The sequence below is a fragment of the Actinomadura geliboluensis genome (assembly GCF_005889745.1).
GTDB classification, from domain to species: Bacteria; Actinomycetota; Actinomycetes; order Streptosporangiales; family Streptosporangiaceae; genus Spirillospora; species Spirillospora geliboluensis.
The window spans coordinates 1-13,968 of the sequence record NZ_VCKZ01000253.1; the positions used below are offsets into that span (position 1 = coordinate 1).

A 13,968-nucleotide genomic window follows, 5' to 3' on the forward strand; every position below is an offset into this window, starting at 1 on the left:
TCGGCCCTGGTGCCGCGCGCGGACGGCGAGATCGTCCTCGGCGCCACCCAGGAGGAGCTCGGCTTCGACACGCGGGTCACCGCGGGCGGCCTGTGAACGCGCCCGCCGACCCCTCCGTGAAGTGGCTGCGCCGCACGGGCGCCAAGGAACTGGAGCGCCTGCGGGGCCTGCTCCCCGCCGCCGCGGAGGGCAACCACGGCCGCGAGTACGCGGTGTCCGCCTACGACGTCGCGCAGATCCTCTACGACGACGCCGCCGAGGACCCCGAACGCGCGCTCGACCTCGCCGGAGCGATCGTGCTGGCCCGCCAGGGCCGGGCGGCACTGGCGGGCAAGACCGCGACACCCCCGCCACCGTGCTTCATCAACCCGCTGCACGGCCCGTCCTCGCAGCGCCGCAAGGTGCAACTGGGCGACGCCCGCGCCAGGCGCCGCCCCGTCTGCTCGACGTGCGCCAGCAAGAGCACAGCGGCCCTGGCCGAACGGACGCTGAAGGTCCCCGGCCCCAGCGGTCGACGCCCGCACTACGCCGTCCCCGGGGTTTGGAAGGACACCGGTTTCGGGGCCGACGGCGACCTGATCCCCCGCATCCAGGAGTATCTCGGTGTCGAGTGAACCGTCCCCGGGCGAGCGGCTCGCCGCGGCGCTGCGGCGCTCCCCCGTCTACGTCGACCCCTCGCTGGCGTCCGCGCTGCCGCAGGCCGACCGCGACCGGCTCATCGCCAAGTTCCGCAAGCTGCCCGTACCGGTGTTCGTCGTCCTCGTCCCGCTGGTCAAGGGCGGCACCTGGAGCGACGACGACCAGCTCGCGACGGTCGTGCACGCGAAACTCGGCCGGGACGGCGTCTACATCACCTTCAGCGACATCGGCGACGACCTGCGCGCCAAGGAGTTCGGCGGCGACCACCAGGCCCGCTACGCCGCCTGGGCGGTGTCCTTCGACCGCGCCTACGACGACGCGTCCGTCGCGGACCGCCTCAACCGGATCGCCGACCTCATGCTGTCGGGCGACGCGAAGAAGGAGTACGACCGCCAGTCCGCGCTGATCCAGAAACGCGCCAACCAGCGACGCTCCGAACAGGGCCTCCGCACGGACGACGACGGCTCCTCCGCGCTCCCCCTCGCACTGGGCGGCGCCGGGATCGCGGCGGCCGGGGTAGCGGGCCTGCTCCTGTGGCGCCGCCGCCGCATGGCCTCGGTCCGCCGTGACGACAGCGCGCTGCTCCTGCCCCGCACGGTCTTCTCCACGGCGAAGCGCGCCAGCGAGGACCAGCTCCGCGAGCAGGCGTCCCATGAGGTCATCGCGTTCGGCGAGCTCCTCGACACCACCGACGTGCGGGTGTCCGGGGAGCGGACCGGCGAGCTGATGACCCGGGCGCTGGACGCCTACCAGGCGGCCGGCAAGACCCTGGACCGGGCGCGCGGCGTCCCCGACCTGGCGGGCGTGCTCGTCCTGGTCGACCAGGGCCGCGACGCGCTCGCGTCCGCCCGGGCCGTCGCCGCCGGGAAGCCGGAGATCCCCCCGAGCCCGCTCTGCTTCTTCAACCCGCTGCACGGCGACGCGGGCTCCCGCATCGACTGGCGCCCCATCGGCTCCCGCCGCCGCCTCCGCGTCCACGCCTGCCGCGACTGCGCCCGCGCCGCCCGCGCGAAGGAGACCCCGGACATCCTCATGGACCGCCGGGACGGCCGCGACGTCCCCTACTTCGAGGCCGACCCGTCCAAGAGCGTCTGGGCCGAAACCGGCTACGGCCACCTGAGAGAAGACCTGGTCCCCCGAATCCTCAGAGGCGACCACACCCCCCGCTGACGCCCCAGGCCCCACACTGCGCGAGGATCGCCTGCGCCGTTGAAGGAGCCTTGTGCCACAACCTCAGCCCCGGCACGGGTCGGGCGGCCGGAGGGCGCCCCAGCGCCCGGAGGCCGCCCGACCCGCCGAGCCGGGCGACCGCAGCGACACGACGCAGACCCGCACGGTCACAAGAACCGAAACCGTGGCGTGAGGATCGACCGGCTCGCAACGGGGGTTCCAGGGGGTCGCCCCCCAGGGAAAACACAGCCCCCCTGGGTAAACAGCGCTACCCCAGCATGTCCGCCGTGAGGTTGGCCTCGGTGCCGGGGATGCCCTGGTCGGTGGCGCGTTTGTCGGCCATGGCGAGGAGGCGGCGGATGCGGCCGGCGATGGCGTCCTTGGTGAGGGGCGGGTCGGCGAGCTGGCCGAGTTCCTCCAGGGACGCCTGCTTGTGCTCCAGGCGGAGGCGGCCGGCCTTGACGAGGTGGTCGGGGGCGTCGTCGCCGAGGATCTCCAGGGCGCGGGCGACGCGGGCGCCGGCGGCGACGGCGGCGCGGGCGGAGCGGCGCAGGTTCGCGTCGTCGAAGTTCGCGAGGCGGTTGGCGGTGGCGCGGACCTCGCGGCGCATGCGGCGCTCCTCCCAGGCGAGGACGCTGTCGTGCGCGCCGAGCCGGGTGAGCAGGGCGCTGATCGCGTCGCCGTCGCGGACGACGACGCGGTCGACGCCGCGGACCTCGCGGGCCTTGGCGTGGATCTTGAGCCGGCGGGCGGCGCCGACGAGGGCGAGCGCGGCCTCGGGGCCGGGGCAGGTCACCTCCAGCGACATGGAGCGGCCGGGCTCGGTGAGGGAGCCGTGGGCGAGGAAGGCGCCGCGCCAGGCCGACTCGGCGTCGCAGGCCGCCCCCGCGACCACGTGCCGGGGCAGGCCGCGGACGGGCCGGCCGTTGTTGTCGATGAGCCCGGTCTGCCGGGCGAGCGACTCGCCGTCCCGGAACACGCGGACGACGTAGCGGTTGCCCTTGCGCAGCCCGCTGGGCGCGAGCACGACGACCTCGGAGGTGTGCCCGAACACCTCCGCGATGTCCTTGATCAGGCGCCGTGCCGCGACGCCGGTGTCGATCTCGGCCTCGATCACGATCCGCCCGCTGACCAGGTGCAGGCCGCCCGCGAACCGCAGCAGCGTCGAGACCTCGGCCTTGCGGCAGCACGGCTTCATGACCGTGAGCCTGCTCAGCTCGTCCTTGACCACACCGGTCATCGCCATCTGATGAACCCTCCCCCTATCGGACTCCCAGCAGTGTGGCCGATGCCGACCACGCGGGATGTCACTCGCTGAAAATCTGTACCAAGGCTTGGGCCAGCCGGGCGGGTTCATGACGCGGCGAGCCGTCGTCGGCGGCGACGTCGGCGAGGACCAGCCGCCCCCCGAGCGCCTGGACGGCCTTGTCGAGCGCGGCCGGGTCGTCAACCACGCCGCCGTCGGCGAGGACGACGTCGACCCGCAGGTCCGGCGCGTGCGCCTGCAGGACCTCCAGGTGGGTTTGCGGCGAGAAGTCGTCGGTCTCGCCGGGCTGCGGCGCGAGGTTCAGCGCGACGACGCGGCGGGCGCGGGCGGTGGTGAGGGCCCGGGCCAGCGCGGGCACCTTGAGGTGCGGCAGGACGCTGGTGAACCAGGAGCCGGGGCCGAACACGATCCAGTCGGCGTCCTCGACGGCGGCGAGCGCCTCGGGGCACGCGGGCGGGTCGGCGGGCACGAGCGAGATGCCGAGCACGCTGCCGGGCGTCTTCGCGCACGCCACCTGCCCTTTGACGCGGGTGACCTCGCCGGGGCGGGCCGGGTCGGCGCCGCGGACCTCGGCGACGATGTCCATCGGGACGGCCGCCATCGGCAGCACGCGGCCGTGCGCGCCGAGCAGCCGGCCGACCCAGTCGAGGCCCGCGACGGTGGAGCCGGCGGTCCCGGCGCCGCCGAGCAGCTCCCACAGCGCGACGATCAGCAGGTTGCCGACGGCGTGGTCCTTCAGGTCGCCCTCGCTGCCGAACCGGTGCTGGACGACGTCCCGCCACGTCTGGCCCCATTCGTCGTCGCCGCAGAGGGCGGCGAGCGCCATCCGCAGGTCGCCGGGCGGCAGCACGCCCAGTTCGCGGCGGAGCCGCCCGCTGGAGCCGCCGTCGTCGGCGACGGTGACGACGGCCGTCAGCCGGTCGGTGACGCGGCGCAGCGCCGACAGGGAGGCGTACAGGCCGTGGCCGCCGCCGAGCGCGACGACCTTCGGGCCCTCCGTCGAGCCAGAAGGCTTCACCGTGCCGTTTCTCTCCTCGTCCGGGACCCGCGGGTGCTCATTCGCGGCCGAGGTCACGGTGGGCGACCTGCACCTCGATGCCCTCGTCCCGCAGCCGGGCGGCGATCTGTTCCGCCATGGCCACACTACGGTGTTTTCCACCGGTGCATCCCACGGCGAGCGTCACGTAGTGCTTGCCCTCGCGCTCGTAGCCGTCGGCGAGGAGCCGCAGCACCTCGGAATAGGCGTCCAGGAACTCCTTGGCGCCGCGCTGCCCGAGCACGTAGTCGCGGACGGCGGTGTCGCGGCCGGTCTTCGGGCGCAGCTCCGGCACCCAGTGCGGGTTCGGCAGGAACCGGCAGTCGACGACGAGGTCGGCGTCGACCGGCAGGCCGTACTTGTAGCCGAACGACACCACGGTGGCGCGCAGGCTGGACTCGCCGGTGTCGTTGCCGAAGAACCCGATGATCTTGTTGCGCAGCTCGTGCACGTTGAGCCCGCTGGTGTCGATCACCAGGTCGGCCTCGGCGCGCACCTCGCGGACCAGCTCCCGCTCGCGGGCGATGCCGTCGACCAGCCGGCCGTCGCCCTGCAGCGGGTGCGGGCGGCGGACGCTCTCGAACCGGCGCACCAGGTCGGCGTCGCCGGCCTCCAGGAACACCACCCGGGGGTGGACGCCGCGCGCCTCCAGCTCGGCGATGGAGGAGTGCAGGTCCGCGGTGAAGGCGCGGCTGCGCACGTCCACCACGACCGCGATGCGGGGCACCGCGTCCTTCACCCGGCCGCCGAGGTCGGCCATCGTGGCGAGCAGCCCCGGCGGCAGGTTGTCGACCACGTACCAGTCGAGGTCCTCCAGGGACTTGGCCGCGGTGCTGCGGCCCGCCCCCGACATGCCGGTCACGATCACGATGTCCGGGATCTTCGTCTCGCTGGTCATCCCCGTCTCCCCCTGTGCTCCCCGTCGCCCGTGCCGCCCGCCGCCTCGCGCGCCGGGACGGTACCGCCGTGCAGCGCCGCGACGATGCTCTCGGCGCTGCGCATGCCGATCCCCGGGACCTCGGCGACCTGCTCGGGCGTCGCGTCCTTCAGCCGCTTGAGCGAGCCGAAGTGCTTCAGCAGCGCCGCGCGCCGCGCCGGGCCCAGACCCGGAACGTTATCGAGTTCGCTGGCCGTCATGGACTTGGACCGCCGCTGCCGGTGGAAGGTGATGGCGAAACGGTGCGCCTCGTCGCGTACCCGCTGGACGAGGAACATGCCCTCGCTGTTGCGCGGCAGGATCACCGGATCGGCCTCGCCGGGCAGCCACAGCTCCTCCAGCCGCTTGGCGATGCCGCACACCGCGATGTCGTCCACGCCCAGCTCGTCGAGGGCGCGCTGCGCGGCGGCGACCTGCGGCGGGCCGCCGTCGACGATCACCAGGTTGGGCGGGTAGGCGAACTTGCGCGGCCGGCCGGTCTCGGGATCGATCGGCTGGTGCGCTCCCTCCTCCTCGGGATCGCCCAAGTGGTCGAGCTCGCCCATCTTCTCGCTCTCGGCGAGGTAGCGGCGGAACCGGCGGCTGATCACCTCGTGGATGGAGCGGACGTCGTCCTGCCCCTCGACGGCCTTGATCGTGAACCGGCGGTACTCGCTCTTGCGGGCCAGGCCGTCCTCGAACACGACCATGGACGCGACCACGTTCGTGCCCTGCAGGTTCGACACGTCGTAGCACTCGATGCGCAGCGGCGCCTCGTCCAGCTCCAGGGCGTCCTGGATCTCCTGGAGGGCGCGGCTGCGGGTGGTGAGGTCGGACGCGCGGCGCGTCTTGTGCTGCTTCAGCGCCTCGTGGGCGTTGCGGGCCACCGTCTCCAGCAGGGCCTTCTTGTCGCCGCGCTGCGGGACGCGCAGCCGCACGGGGCCGTCGCGCTGCTCCGAGAGCAGCTCGGCCATGGCGTCCGCGTCGGGCGGCAGCGCCGGGACGAGCACCTCCCGGGGCACCGACTCGATCTCGCCGTAGATCTGGATGAGGAAGTTCTCCACCAGGTCGGCGGTGGTGACCTCCTCGACCTTGTCGACCACCCAGCCGCGCTGCCCCCGGATGCGGCCGCCGCGCACGTAGAACACCTGGACGGCCGCCTCCAGCTCGTCCTCGGCGAAGGCGATCATGTCGCAGTCGGTGCTGTCGGGCAGCACGACGGCCTGCTTCTCCAGCGCCCGCTCCAGCGCGCGGATGTCGTCGCGGAGCCGGGCGGCGCGCTCGTACTCCTGGGACGCGGCGGCCTCGCGCATGTCGCGTTCGAGGCGGCGGGTGAACCGGGAGGTGTTGCCCGCCATGAAGTCGCAGAAGTCCTCGGCGAGCAGGCGGTGCTCGGCCGGCGAGACGCGGCCGACGCACGGCGCGGAGCACTTGCCGATGTAGCCGAGCAGGCAGGGCCGGTCGAGCTGGTGCTGCCGCTTGAACACGCCGGCGCTGCACGTCCGGACGGGGAACACGCGCAGCAGCTGGTCGACCGTCTCCCGGATCGCCCACGCGTGCGAGTACGGCCCGAAGTAGCGCACGCCCTTGCGTTTCGCGCCGCGCATCACCATCACCCTCGGGAAGTCCTCGTTCAGGGTGACGGCGAGGTACGGATAGGACTTGTCGTCCCGGTAGCGGACGTTGAACCGGGGGTCGAACTCCTTGATCCAGGAGTACTCCAGCTGGAGGGCCTCGACCTCGGTGCCGACGACCGTCCAGTCGACCCGGGCGGCGGTCCGCACCATGGTCTGCGTGCGCGGGTGCAGCGCCGAGAAGTCGGCGAAGTAGGAGTTCAGCCGCGAGCGCAGGCTCTTCGCCTTGCCCACGTAGATGACCCGGCCGTGCTCGTCGCGGAAGCGGTACACCCCCGGGGACTCCGGGATGGAGCCGGGTGCGGGTCGGTAGGTCGCCGGATCTGCCACGCTCAAAAGCCTAGTGGGCGGTACCGACACGCCGTGCCCCCGTGCGCGTCCGGCCCGATCGGGGACGGTGCCGGGGTGACATAGATCTCCCTTCCGGGTCGGATGACCGCAAAGGCAGCGGAAAGAGAAGGTCGAACGAAGGTCGTCGATCGTCGGAGGAGGTCGCCGCGCACATGTCCGCACTCTGGGCGTGGGTCGTCCTGGCGGGCGTCGTCGCCACGTCCGTGGTCGTCGTGGAGGCGGGGCGCCGCCTGCTCGCCGGGCGGCTGTCGCACCGCTGGCCGGGCGCGGGCCGGGTCGCCCGCCGCGTCGCGGCGCCCGCGTTCGCGTTCGCGGCGGTCGTCAGCGCCAACGCCGCGATGCCCTACCACCTGCTGCACGGGCAGCCCGACGGCGCCGTCCGGCACGTGCTGCGGATCGCGGCCATCGGCGCCACCACCTGGCTGGTCCTGCGGATCGGGTACGCGCTGAGCGACCCGCCGCTGGAGCGGCTGATGCGGATCGAGGGCGAGCGCAACCGGCGGGCCCGGCGCGCCCGCACCCAGATGCTGCTGCTGCGCCGGATCGCGGCCGTGCTGATCGTGGTCCTCGCGGTGGGCGCGGCGCTGTTCACCTTCCCGGGCGTGCGCGCGGTCGGCGCCGGGGTGCTGGCCTCGGCGGGCGTCGCCGGGCTGGTCGTCGGCATCGCCGCCCGGCCCACCCTCGGCAACCTGCTCGCCGGGCTGCAGCTGGCGTTCAGCGACGCGCTGCGGCTGGACGACATCGTCGTCACCCAGGGCACCTGGGGGCGGGTCGAGGAGCTGACCCTGTCGTACGTGGTGCTCCGGCTCTGGGACGACCGGCGGATGATCTTCCCGGTGTCGCACTTCACCGAGCAGCCGTTCGAGAACTGGACCCGGCACTCCAGCCGCCTGCTCGGGTCGGTGGAGCTGCACGTGGACTGGACGGTGCCGGTCGAGGAGCTGCGGGCCGAGCTGTACTCGGCGCTCCAGGACAACCCGCTGTGGGACCGGCGCGAATGGGTGCTGCAGGTCGTGGAGACCCAGCCGAACGGGCTGATCACGCTGCGCGCGCTGATGAGCGCCGCCGACTCGGCGAGCACCTGGGACCTGCGCTGCGACATCCGCGAGCATCTCATCGCCTACATCCGCGACCACCACCCGGAGGCGGTCCCCCGGTTCCGGGTCGGGTCGGTCCCGGTCGCCGACGGCGCCGCACCCTCCCCCGACGGGGCGGCGCCGGACGTCCCGCCGGGCACGGAGGGCGGCGCCTCGGCCGGCGTGAACGCGCCGGACGACCCCGACGGCGGGCGGGCCGGCCCGGCCGGGGACGGCCCGCCGCCGAAGCGGCTCAGGCGAGCATGATCTTGTCGCCCTGAACGGTGACCTTCCTGGCCTCCAGCGGCTCGTCGGCGGGCGGGTTCGCCACCGAGCCGTCGGTGATCTTGAACTTGCTGCCGTGGCAGGGGCAGTTGATCGTCCCGCCGGACACCGAGCCGACGCTGCAGCCGCGGTGCGTGCAGGCGGCGGAGAAGGCCGTGAACCGGCCCTGCTCCGGCTGGCAGACGACGACCTTGGCGTCCTCGAACACCTTGCCGCCGCCGACCGGGATCTCGCCGGCGGACGCGAGCGCGGTTCCGGCCGCCCCGCCCTTGCCCGGCTCCGCCCCGGAACCGGCGTCCGAGCCGCCGGACCCGCCGCCGCCGTCACCGGACCCGCCGCACGCGGCCGCCAGCCCGGCCACACCCGCGAGCCCCGCGCCGACGAGCAGCGTCCTGCGGCTGCGCGGCTCCCCCGGCTCCTGCTCCGTCCCGTCCGCCTGCGTCTCGGACGCCTCTGCCATGCTCGCCCCTCCGGTGGGTTCCCTCGATCGATCCGTCACCGGGAAGCACGGACGGGCGCACCGGATGGTTCAAACCGGAACCAACATCAGGTGACGACGATGCCGCCGTTCTGCACCTGGACGGGGTACTCCCGCAGCGGCTTGTCCGCCGGGCCCTTCACCACCGAGCCGTCCGTGATCTTGAAATCGCTGCCGTGGCACGGGCAGTTGATCAGCCCCTGCCTCACGCTGCCCACCGTGCAGCCCTGGTGGGTGCAGACCGCCGTGAACGCCTTGAAGGTGCCCTGCGTGGGCTGCGTCACGACGACCTTCTCGTCCCCGTAGATCTTCCCCCCGCCGACCGGGACGTCCGCGGCCTTCGCGATCTCCTTGCCCTTGAGGTCCTGCGCGGACTTCACCTCGTTGCCGGAGGCGCACCCGGCGAGCGCGGCCGCGCCGACCACCCCGGCGCCGCCGTACAGCACCGCACGGCGCCCGATGTCCCCGTCCCCGGCAGCCCGGGGCGTCGCGTTCTCTGCCATGGGTCCATCTTGGTGGACGGACGCGGGCGCCTCGAACCGGCCCCGGTCTAGCCGAGGATCTTCTTGAGGAACTGCCCGGTGTGGCTGGCCTCGACCGCGGCGATGTCCTCGGGGGTGCCGGCGGCGACGACCGTGCCGCCCCGGGAGCCGCCCTCGGGGCCCATGTCGATGATCCAGTCGGCGGTCTTGATGACGTCCAGGTTGTGCTCGATCACGATCACCGTGTTGCCCTTGTCGACCAGGCCGTTCAGCACGCCGAGGAGCTTGCGGATGTCCTCGAAGTGCAGGCCGGTGGTCGGCTCGTCCAGCACGTAGATCGTGCGCCCCGTGGAGCGCTTCTGCAGCTCGGACGCCAGCTTGACGCGCTGCGCCTCGCCGCCCGACAGGGTCGGCGCGGGCTGGCCCAGCCGGACGTAGCCGAGGCCGACGTCGTTGAGCGTCTTCAGGTGCCGGTGGATCGCCTTGATCGGCTCGAAGAACTCGGTGGCCTGCTCGATCGGCATGTCGAGCACCTCGGAGATCGTCTTGCCCTTGTAGTGGACCTCCAGGGTCTCCCGGTTGTAGCGGGCGCCGTGGCAGACCTCGCACGGGACGTAGACGTCCGGCAGGAAGTTCATCTCGATCTTGATGGTGCCGTCGCCGGAGCAGTTCTCGCAGCGGCCGCCCTTGACGTTGAAGGAGAACCGGCCCGGCTGGTAGCCGCGCACCTTCGCCTCGGTGGTCTGCGCGAACAGCTTGCGGATGTGGTCGAACACGCCGGTGTAGGTCGCCGGGTTCGAGCGCGGCGTGCGCCCGATCGGCGACTGGTCGACGTGCACGACCTTGTCGAGCTGGTCGACGCCGTTGACCCGCTTGTGCTTGCCGGGGACGGTCTTCGCCCCGTTCAGCTTCTTGGCGAGCGAGTTGTAGAGGATGTCGTTGACCAGCGTCGACTTGCCCGACCCCGACACGCCGGTGACGGCGGTGAGGACGCCGAGCGGGAACGCCACGTCCACGTCGCGCAGGTTGTTCTGCTGCGCGCCCTTGACGGTGACCTCGCGGCCCTTGGCGCGCGGCCGGCGGATCTGCGGGACGGCGATCTCGCGCCGCCCGTCGAGGTAGGCGCCGGTCAGCGAGCGGTCGGACTTCTTCAGGTCCTCGACGGTGCCGGACACGACGATCTCGCCGCCGTGCTCGCCCGCGCGGGGGCCGATGTCGACGATCCAGTCGGCGGCGGCGATGGTGTCCTCGTCGTGCTCCACGACGATCAGCGTGTTGCCCATGTCGCGGAGCCGGATCAGCGTCTCCAGCAGCCGGTGGTTGTCGCGCTGGTGCAGGCCGATGGACGGCTCGTCCAGCACGTAGAGGACGCCGACCAGGCCCGACCCGATCTGCGTCGCGAGCCGGATGCGCTGCGCCTCCCCGCCGGCGAGCGTCGCCGACGCCCGGTCGAGGGTGAGGTAGTCGAGGCCGACGTCCAGCAGGAAGCCGAGCCGGGCGTTGATCTCCTTGAGCACCCGCTCGGCGATCTTCTTCTCGCGCTCGTTCAGCTCCAGCGCCAGCAGGAACTTCGCGGCCTCGCCGATCGGCAGCGCGGCGACCTCGGCGATCGACATCCCGCCCATGGTGACGGCCAGCACGACCGGCTTGAGCCGGGCGCCCTCGCACGTCGGGCAGGGGATCTCGCGCATGTAGCCCTCGAACCGCTCCCGGCTGGAGTCGCTCTCGGACTCGGCGTGCCGCCGCTGGATGTAGGGGATCACGCCCTCGTAGGCGGTGTAGTACGACCTCGTCCGGCCGTAGCGGTTCTTGTACCGCACGTGGACCTGGGTCTCGTGCCCGTTCAGGACGGCCTTGCGGGCCTTGGCGGGCAGCTTGTGCCACGGGGTGTTCAGGTCGAACCCCATGGCGTCGCCGAGGGCCGACAGCAGCCGCAGGAAGTAGTCGCTCACGTGCCCGTTCGACCACGGCTGGATGGCGCCCTCGCCGAGGGTCAGCTCCTCGTCCGGCACGACCAGCTCGGGGTCGACCTCCATGCGCGTCCCCAGCCCGGTGCAGTCGGGGCAGGCGCCGTAGGGCGAGTTGAACGAGAACGAGCGGGGCTCCAGCTCCTCGAACGACAGGTCGTCGTAGGGGCAGTAGAGGTGCTCGGAGTACATCCGCGTGCGCTGCTCGTCGTCCTCGGGGAGGTCGACGAAGTCGAGGACGATCGTGCCGCCCGCGAGCCCGAGCGCGGTCTCCACCGAGTCGGCGAGCCGCTGGCGCGCGGAGTCCTTCACCGAGAGCCGGTCGACCACGACGGAGATGTCGTGCTTCTCCTGCTTCTTGAGCTTGGGCGGCTCGTCCAGGCGGATCATCTGCCCGTCCACCAGCGCCCGGGAGTAGCCCTTGGACTGCAGCTCGCGGAACAGCTCCAGGTACTCGCCCTTGCGCCCGCGGATCACCGGCGCCAGCACCTGGAAGCGGGTGCCGGGCTCCAGCTCCAGCACCCGGTCGACGATCTGCTGCGGCGCCTGCCGGCTGATCGGCCGGCCGCACTCGGGGCAGTGCGGGTGCCCGATCCGCGCGTAGAGCAGCCGCAGGTAGTCGTACACCTCGGTGATCGTCCCGACCGTCGACCGCGGGTTCTTGCTGGTCGACTTCTGGTCGATCGACACCGCCGGGGACAGCCCCTCGATGAAGTCGACGTCGGGCTTGTCCATCTGGCCGAGGAACTGCCGGGCGTACGCCGACAGCGACTCCACGTACCGGCGCTGCCCCTCGGCGAAGATGGTGTCGAACGCCAGGCTGGACTTGCCGGACCCCGACAGACCGGTGAACACGATCATGGAGTCCCGCGGGAGGTCGAGCGAGACGTCCTTCAGGTTGTGCTCGCGTGCTCCACGCACGATGAGTCGGTCATGCACGGTGTGAATCCGGTTCCTCTTCTGGGGCGCGGCGATGGGAGAGAGACGGGCCGTCTCAAGGCTAGCCACGGGGTAGGACAGAATCCCCCGACTCTGTAACGACGGCGCCCGCCGCCGCATTTCACGAAGCTACCCGCCCGTCCCCACCGGTCCGGACGGCACACCAAACCGTACACGTGTTCGAACATCGCCCGCCACCACAACACCCGAACCCCACGCGCCCCATGAGGCACCCCACCCACAGGGGCTACTCGTCGTCCAGGGCGTAGCTGAGGTAGCGGTCGGCGGAGCGGCGGACGGCGTCCTTGCCGTCGGTGTAGACGATCTTCTTCCACCAGGCGCCGTAGACGCGGTCGAAGTCGTAGGGCTCCAGCAGGCGCAGCGCGCGCCGGACGGTGCGGGGCCGCTCCGGGATGTAGTTCGGGTAGCTGTACATGAAGCTCACCCAGTCGCGGTCGTTGACGACCTGCAGGATGTCGCCGGAGAACAGGGCGCGGGCGTCCCGCCAGTGCAGCACCTGGCCGCCGTCGAAGTGGACGCCGGCGTTGATGAGCGTGAGGCCGTCCGCCAGTTCGTGCGTGTCGCCCTCCCAGAAGACGACCGCGTCGTCGGGGCGGGCCACCCACCGGCGGTCGGCCTCGTGGATGTAGACGGGGGCGTCGAACGCGTGCGCCCACTCGATCATGGTGCCGTAGTAGTGCGGGTGGCTGATCGCGATCGCGGAGACGCCGCCGAGGTCGTTCACCCGGCGGACCAGGTCGTCGTCCAGGTAGGTGATCATGTCCCAGAGGACGTTGCCGGACGGGGCGCGCAGCAGCAGGGCGCGCTGGCCGATGGCGAAGGACGGCTCGGTGCCGATCCCGACGATGTCCGGCCCCTCCTCGGCGATCCGCGCCCGGTGGTTCTCGCGGAGCTCGGTGAGGGTCGTCCACCGCTGGCCGTCCCAGCCGACGTACTGGCGCTCGTCCTCGCAGATGGGGCAGTCGGGCCGGGGTCCGCCGTACTGGGCGCCGCAGGTCGCGCAGATCGGAAGGTCCATGATCACCACTCTGGCACGGGACGGGCGGGTGCGACAGGATGGAGCGTCGTTTCCGGCCGAGGAGGGGGCATGGACTGGCGGGGCGTGATCGGGGAGCTGGACGCGGGCACGGAGCGCATCATCGGGACGCTGGAGGGGCTCGGCGAGGCCGGGCTGCGCGGCCCGTCGGCGCTGCCGGGGTGGAGCCGGGGCCATGTCGCCACGCACATCGCCCGCAACGCCGACTCCCTGTGGAACCTGCTCGAATGGGCGCGGACGGGCGTGGAGATCCCGCAGTACCCGAGCCTGGACAAGCGCAACGCCGACCTCGACGCGGGCGCGGGGCGCGGTGGCGCCGAGCTGGTCGCGGACGTCCGCGCGACCGCCGAGCGGTTCGCCGAGCAGGCCCGGAGCCTGCCCGAGGAGGTCTGGAACGCTCCGGTGAAGGCGATGCAGGGCTGGGCGCATCCGGCCTGGTACACGGTGTACCGCCGGTGGAACGAGGTGGAGGCCCACCACGTCGACCTCGCCGCCGGGTACGGGGCCGCCGACTGGCCCGAGCCCTACGTCCGGTGGGCGGCGGCCGCGACGCTGGCGGACATGGCGGCCCTGCCGGGCAAGTCGCGCGGTGAGCTCGCCGGGTACCGGATCACCGCGACCGACTCCGGGGAGTCCGCCGACCTCGGCTGGACGGCGGGCGGGCCGGAGGC

Annotated in this window: 12 protein-coding genes; 4 read left to right on the plus strand and 8 right to left on the minus strand. The window is 72.5% G+C overall.

The features are described from left to right. Positions 1-92: 92 nt before the first annotated feature. Positions 93-614 (plus strand): hypothetical protein, encoded by a 522-nt coding sequence (locus tag ETD96_RS28685; protein WP_138639612.1) that lies wholly within the window; start codon positions 93-95, stop codon positions 612-614. Beyond that, entirely contained in the window at positions 604-1,809 is a 1,206-nt protein-coding gene (locus ETD96_RS28690) for a hypothetical protein (protein WP_138639613.1), read from the plus strand. Before ETD96_RS28685 ends, ETD96_RS28690 begins: the two co-directional genes overlap by 11 nt. Before the next feature lie 268 nt (positions 1,810-2,077). Here the strand turns inward: ETD96_RS28690 and whiA are convergent, their stop codons facing one another. The 4 genes from whiA to uvrC all read right to left on the minus strand — a co-directional run bounded on the left by whiA (position 2,078) and on the right by uvrC (position 6,992). Beyond that, positions 2,078-3,055, minus strand: a complete 978-nt coding sequence (gene whiA, locus ETD96_RS28695) for a DNA-binding protein WhiA (RefSeq protein ID WP_138639614.1) — start codon at positions 3,053-3,055, stop codon at positions 2,078-2,080. A 61-nt stretch (positions 3,056-3,116) separates the two neighbouring features. Then, entirely contained in the window at positions 3,117-4,094 is a 978-nt protein-coding gene (locus ETD96_RS28700; protein ID WP_171069278.1) for a gluconeogenesis factor YvcK family protein, read from the minus strand. A 37-nt stretch (positions 4,095-4,131) separates the two neighbouring features. Next, positions 4,132-5,010 carry an RNase adapter RapZ gene (gene rapZ, locus ETD96_RS28705; protein WP_138639616.1) on the minus strand — a complete coding sequence of 293 codons (879 nt, stop codon included), beginning with the start codon at positions 5,008-5,010 and terminating at the stop codon, positions 4,132-4,134. Then, positions 5,007-6,992: an excinuclease ABC subunit UvrC gene (gene uvrC, locus ETD96_RS28710; RefSeq protein WP_138639617.1), complete on the minus strand. Its 1,986-nt coding sequence runs from the start codon at positions 6,990-6,992 to the stop codon at positions 5,007-5,009. Before uvrC ends, rapZ begins: the two co-directional genes overlap by 4 nt. Positions 6,993-7,165: 173 nt before the next feature. Between uvrC and ETD96_RS28715 the strand changes: the two genes are divergently transcribed. Then, on the plus strand, positions 7,166-8,356 hold the full coding sequence (locus ETD96_RS28715; RefSeq protein WP_240808299.1) for a mechanosensitive ion channel family protein: 1,191 nt from the start codon (positions 7,166-7,168) through the stop codon (positions 8,354-8,356). Here ETD96_RS28715 and ETD96_RS28720 read toward each other — a convergent pair. The 4 genes from ETD96_RS28720 to ETD96_RS28735 all read right to left on the minus strand — a co-directional run bounded on the left by ETD96_RS28720 (position 8,343) and on the right by ETD96_RS28735 (position 13,279). Continuing rightward, positions 8,343-8,834, minus strand: a complete 492-nt coding sequence (locus tag ETD96_RS28720; RefSeq protein WP_138639618.1) for a Rieske (2Fe-2S) protein — start codon at positions 8,832-8,834, stop codon at positions 8,343-8,345. The two genes, ETD96_RS28715 and ETD96_RS28720, sit on opposite strands and share 14 nt — an antisense overlap. A gap of 86 nt (positions 8,835-8,920) precedes the next feature. Further along, positions 8,921-9,355 carry a Rieske (2Fe-2S) protein gene (locus ETD96_RS28725; protein ID WP_138639619.1) on the minus strand — a complete coding sequence of 145 codons (435 nt, stop codon included), beginning with the start codon at positions 9,353-9,355 and terminating at the stop codon, positions 8,921-8,923. Between the two features lie 47 nt (positions 9,356-9,402). Next, the gene (gene uvrA / locus ETD96_RS28730) at positions 9,403-12,240 is read right to left on the minus strand and encodes an excinuclease ABC subunit UvrA (protein ID WP_138639620.1); all 2,838 of its coding nucleotides are present in this window, start codon (positions 12,238-12,240) and stop codon (positions 9,403-9,405) included. A 247-nt stretch (positions 12,241-12,487) separates the two neighbouring features. Next, on the minus strand, positions 12,488-13,279 hold the full coding sequence (locus ETD96_RS28735; protein ID WP_138639621.1) for an MBL fold metallo-hydrolase: 792 nt from the start codon (positions 13,277-13,279) through the stop codon (positions 12,488-12,490). 69 nt (positions 13,280-13,348) lie between these two features. Here ETD96_RS28735 and ETD96_RS28740 point away from each other — a divergent pair. Further along, on the plus strand, positions 13,349-13,968 hold a 620-nt coding region (locus tag ETD96_RS28740; protein WP_138639622.1), incomplete at its 3' end, for a maleylpyruvate isomerase family mycothiol-dependent enzyme.

Excerpts from the sequence above, each read along its gene's own strand:
- whiA (WP_138639614.1), bottom strand. The coding sequence starts at position 3,055 with ATGGCGATGACCGGTGTGGTCAAGGACGAGCTGAGCAGGCTCACGGTC.
- rapZ (WP_138639616.1), bottom strand. The coding sequence starts at position 5,010 with ATGACCAGCGAGACGAAGATCCCGGACATCGTGATCGTGACCGGCATG.
- ETD96_RS28715 (WP_240808299.1), top strand. The coding sequence starts at position 7,166 with ATGTCCGCACTCTGGGCGTGGGTCGTCCTGGCGGGCGTCGTCGCCACG.
- ETD96_RS28720 (WP_138639618.1), bottom strand. The coding sequence starts at position 8,834 with ATGGCAGAGGCGTCCGAGACGCAGGCGGACGGGACGGAGCAGGAGCCG.
- ETD96_RS28725 (WP_138639619.1), bottom strand. The coding sequence starts at position 9,355 with ATGGCAGAGAACGCGACGCCCCGGGCTGCCGGGGACGGGGACATCGGG.
- ETD96_RS28735 (WP_138639621.1), bottom strand. The coding sequence starts at position 13,279 with ATGGACCTTCCGATCTGCGCGACCTGCGGCGCCCAGTACGGCGGACCC.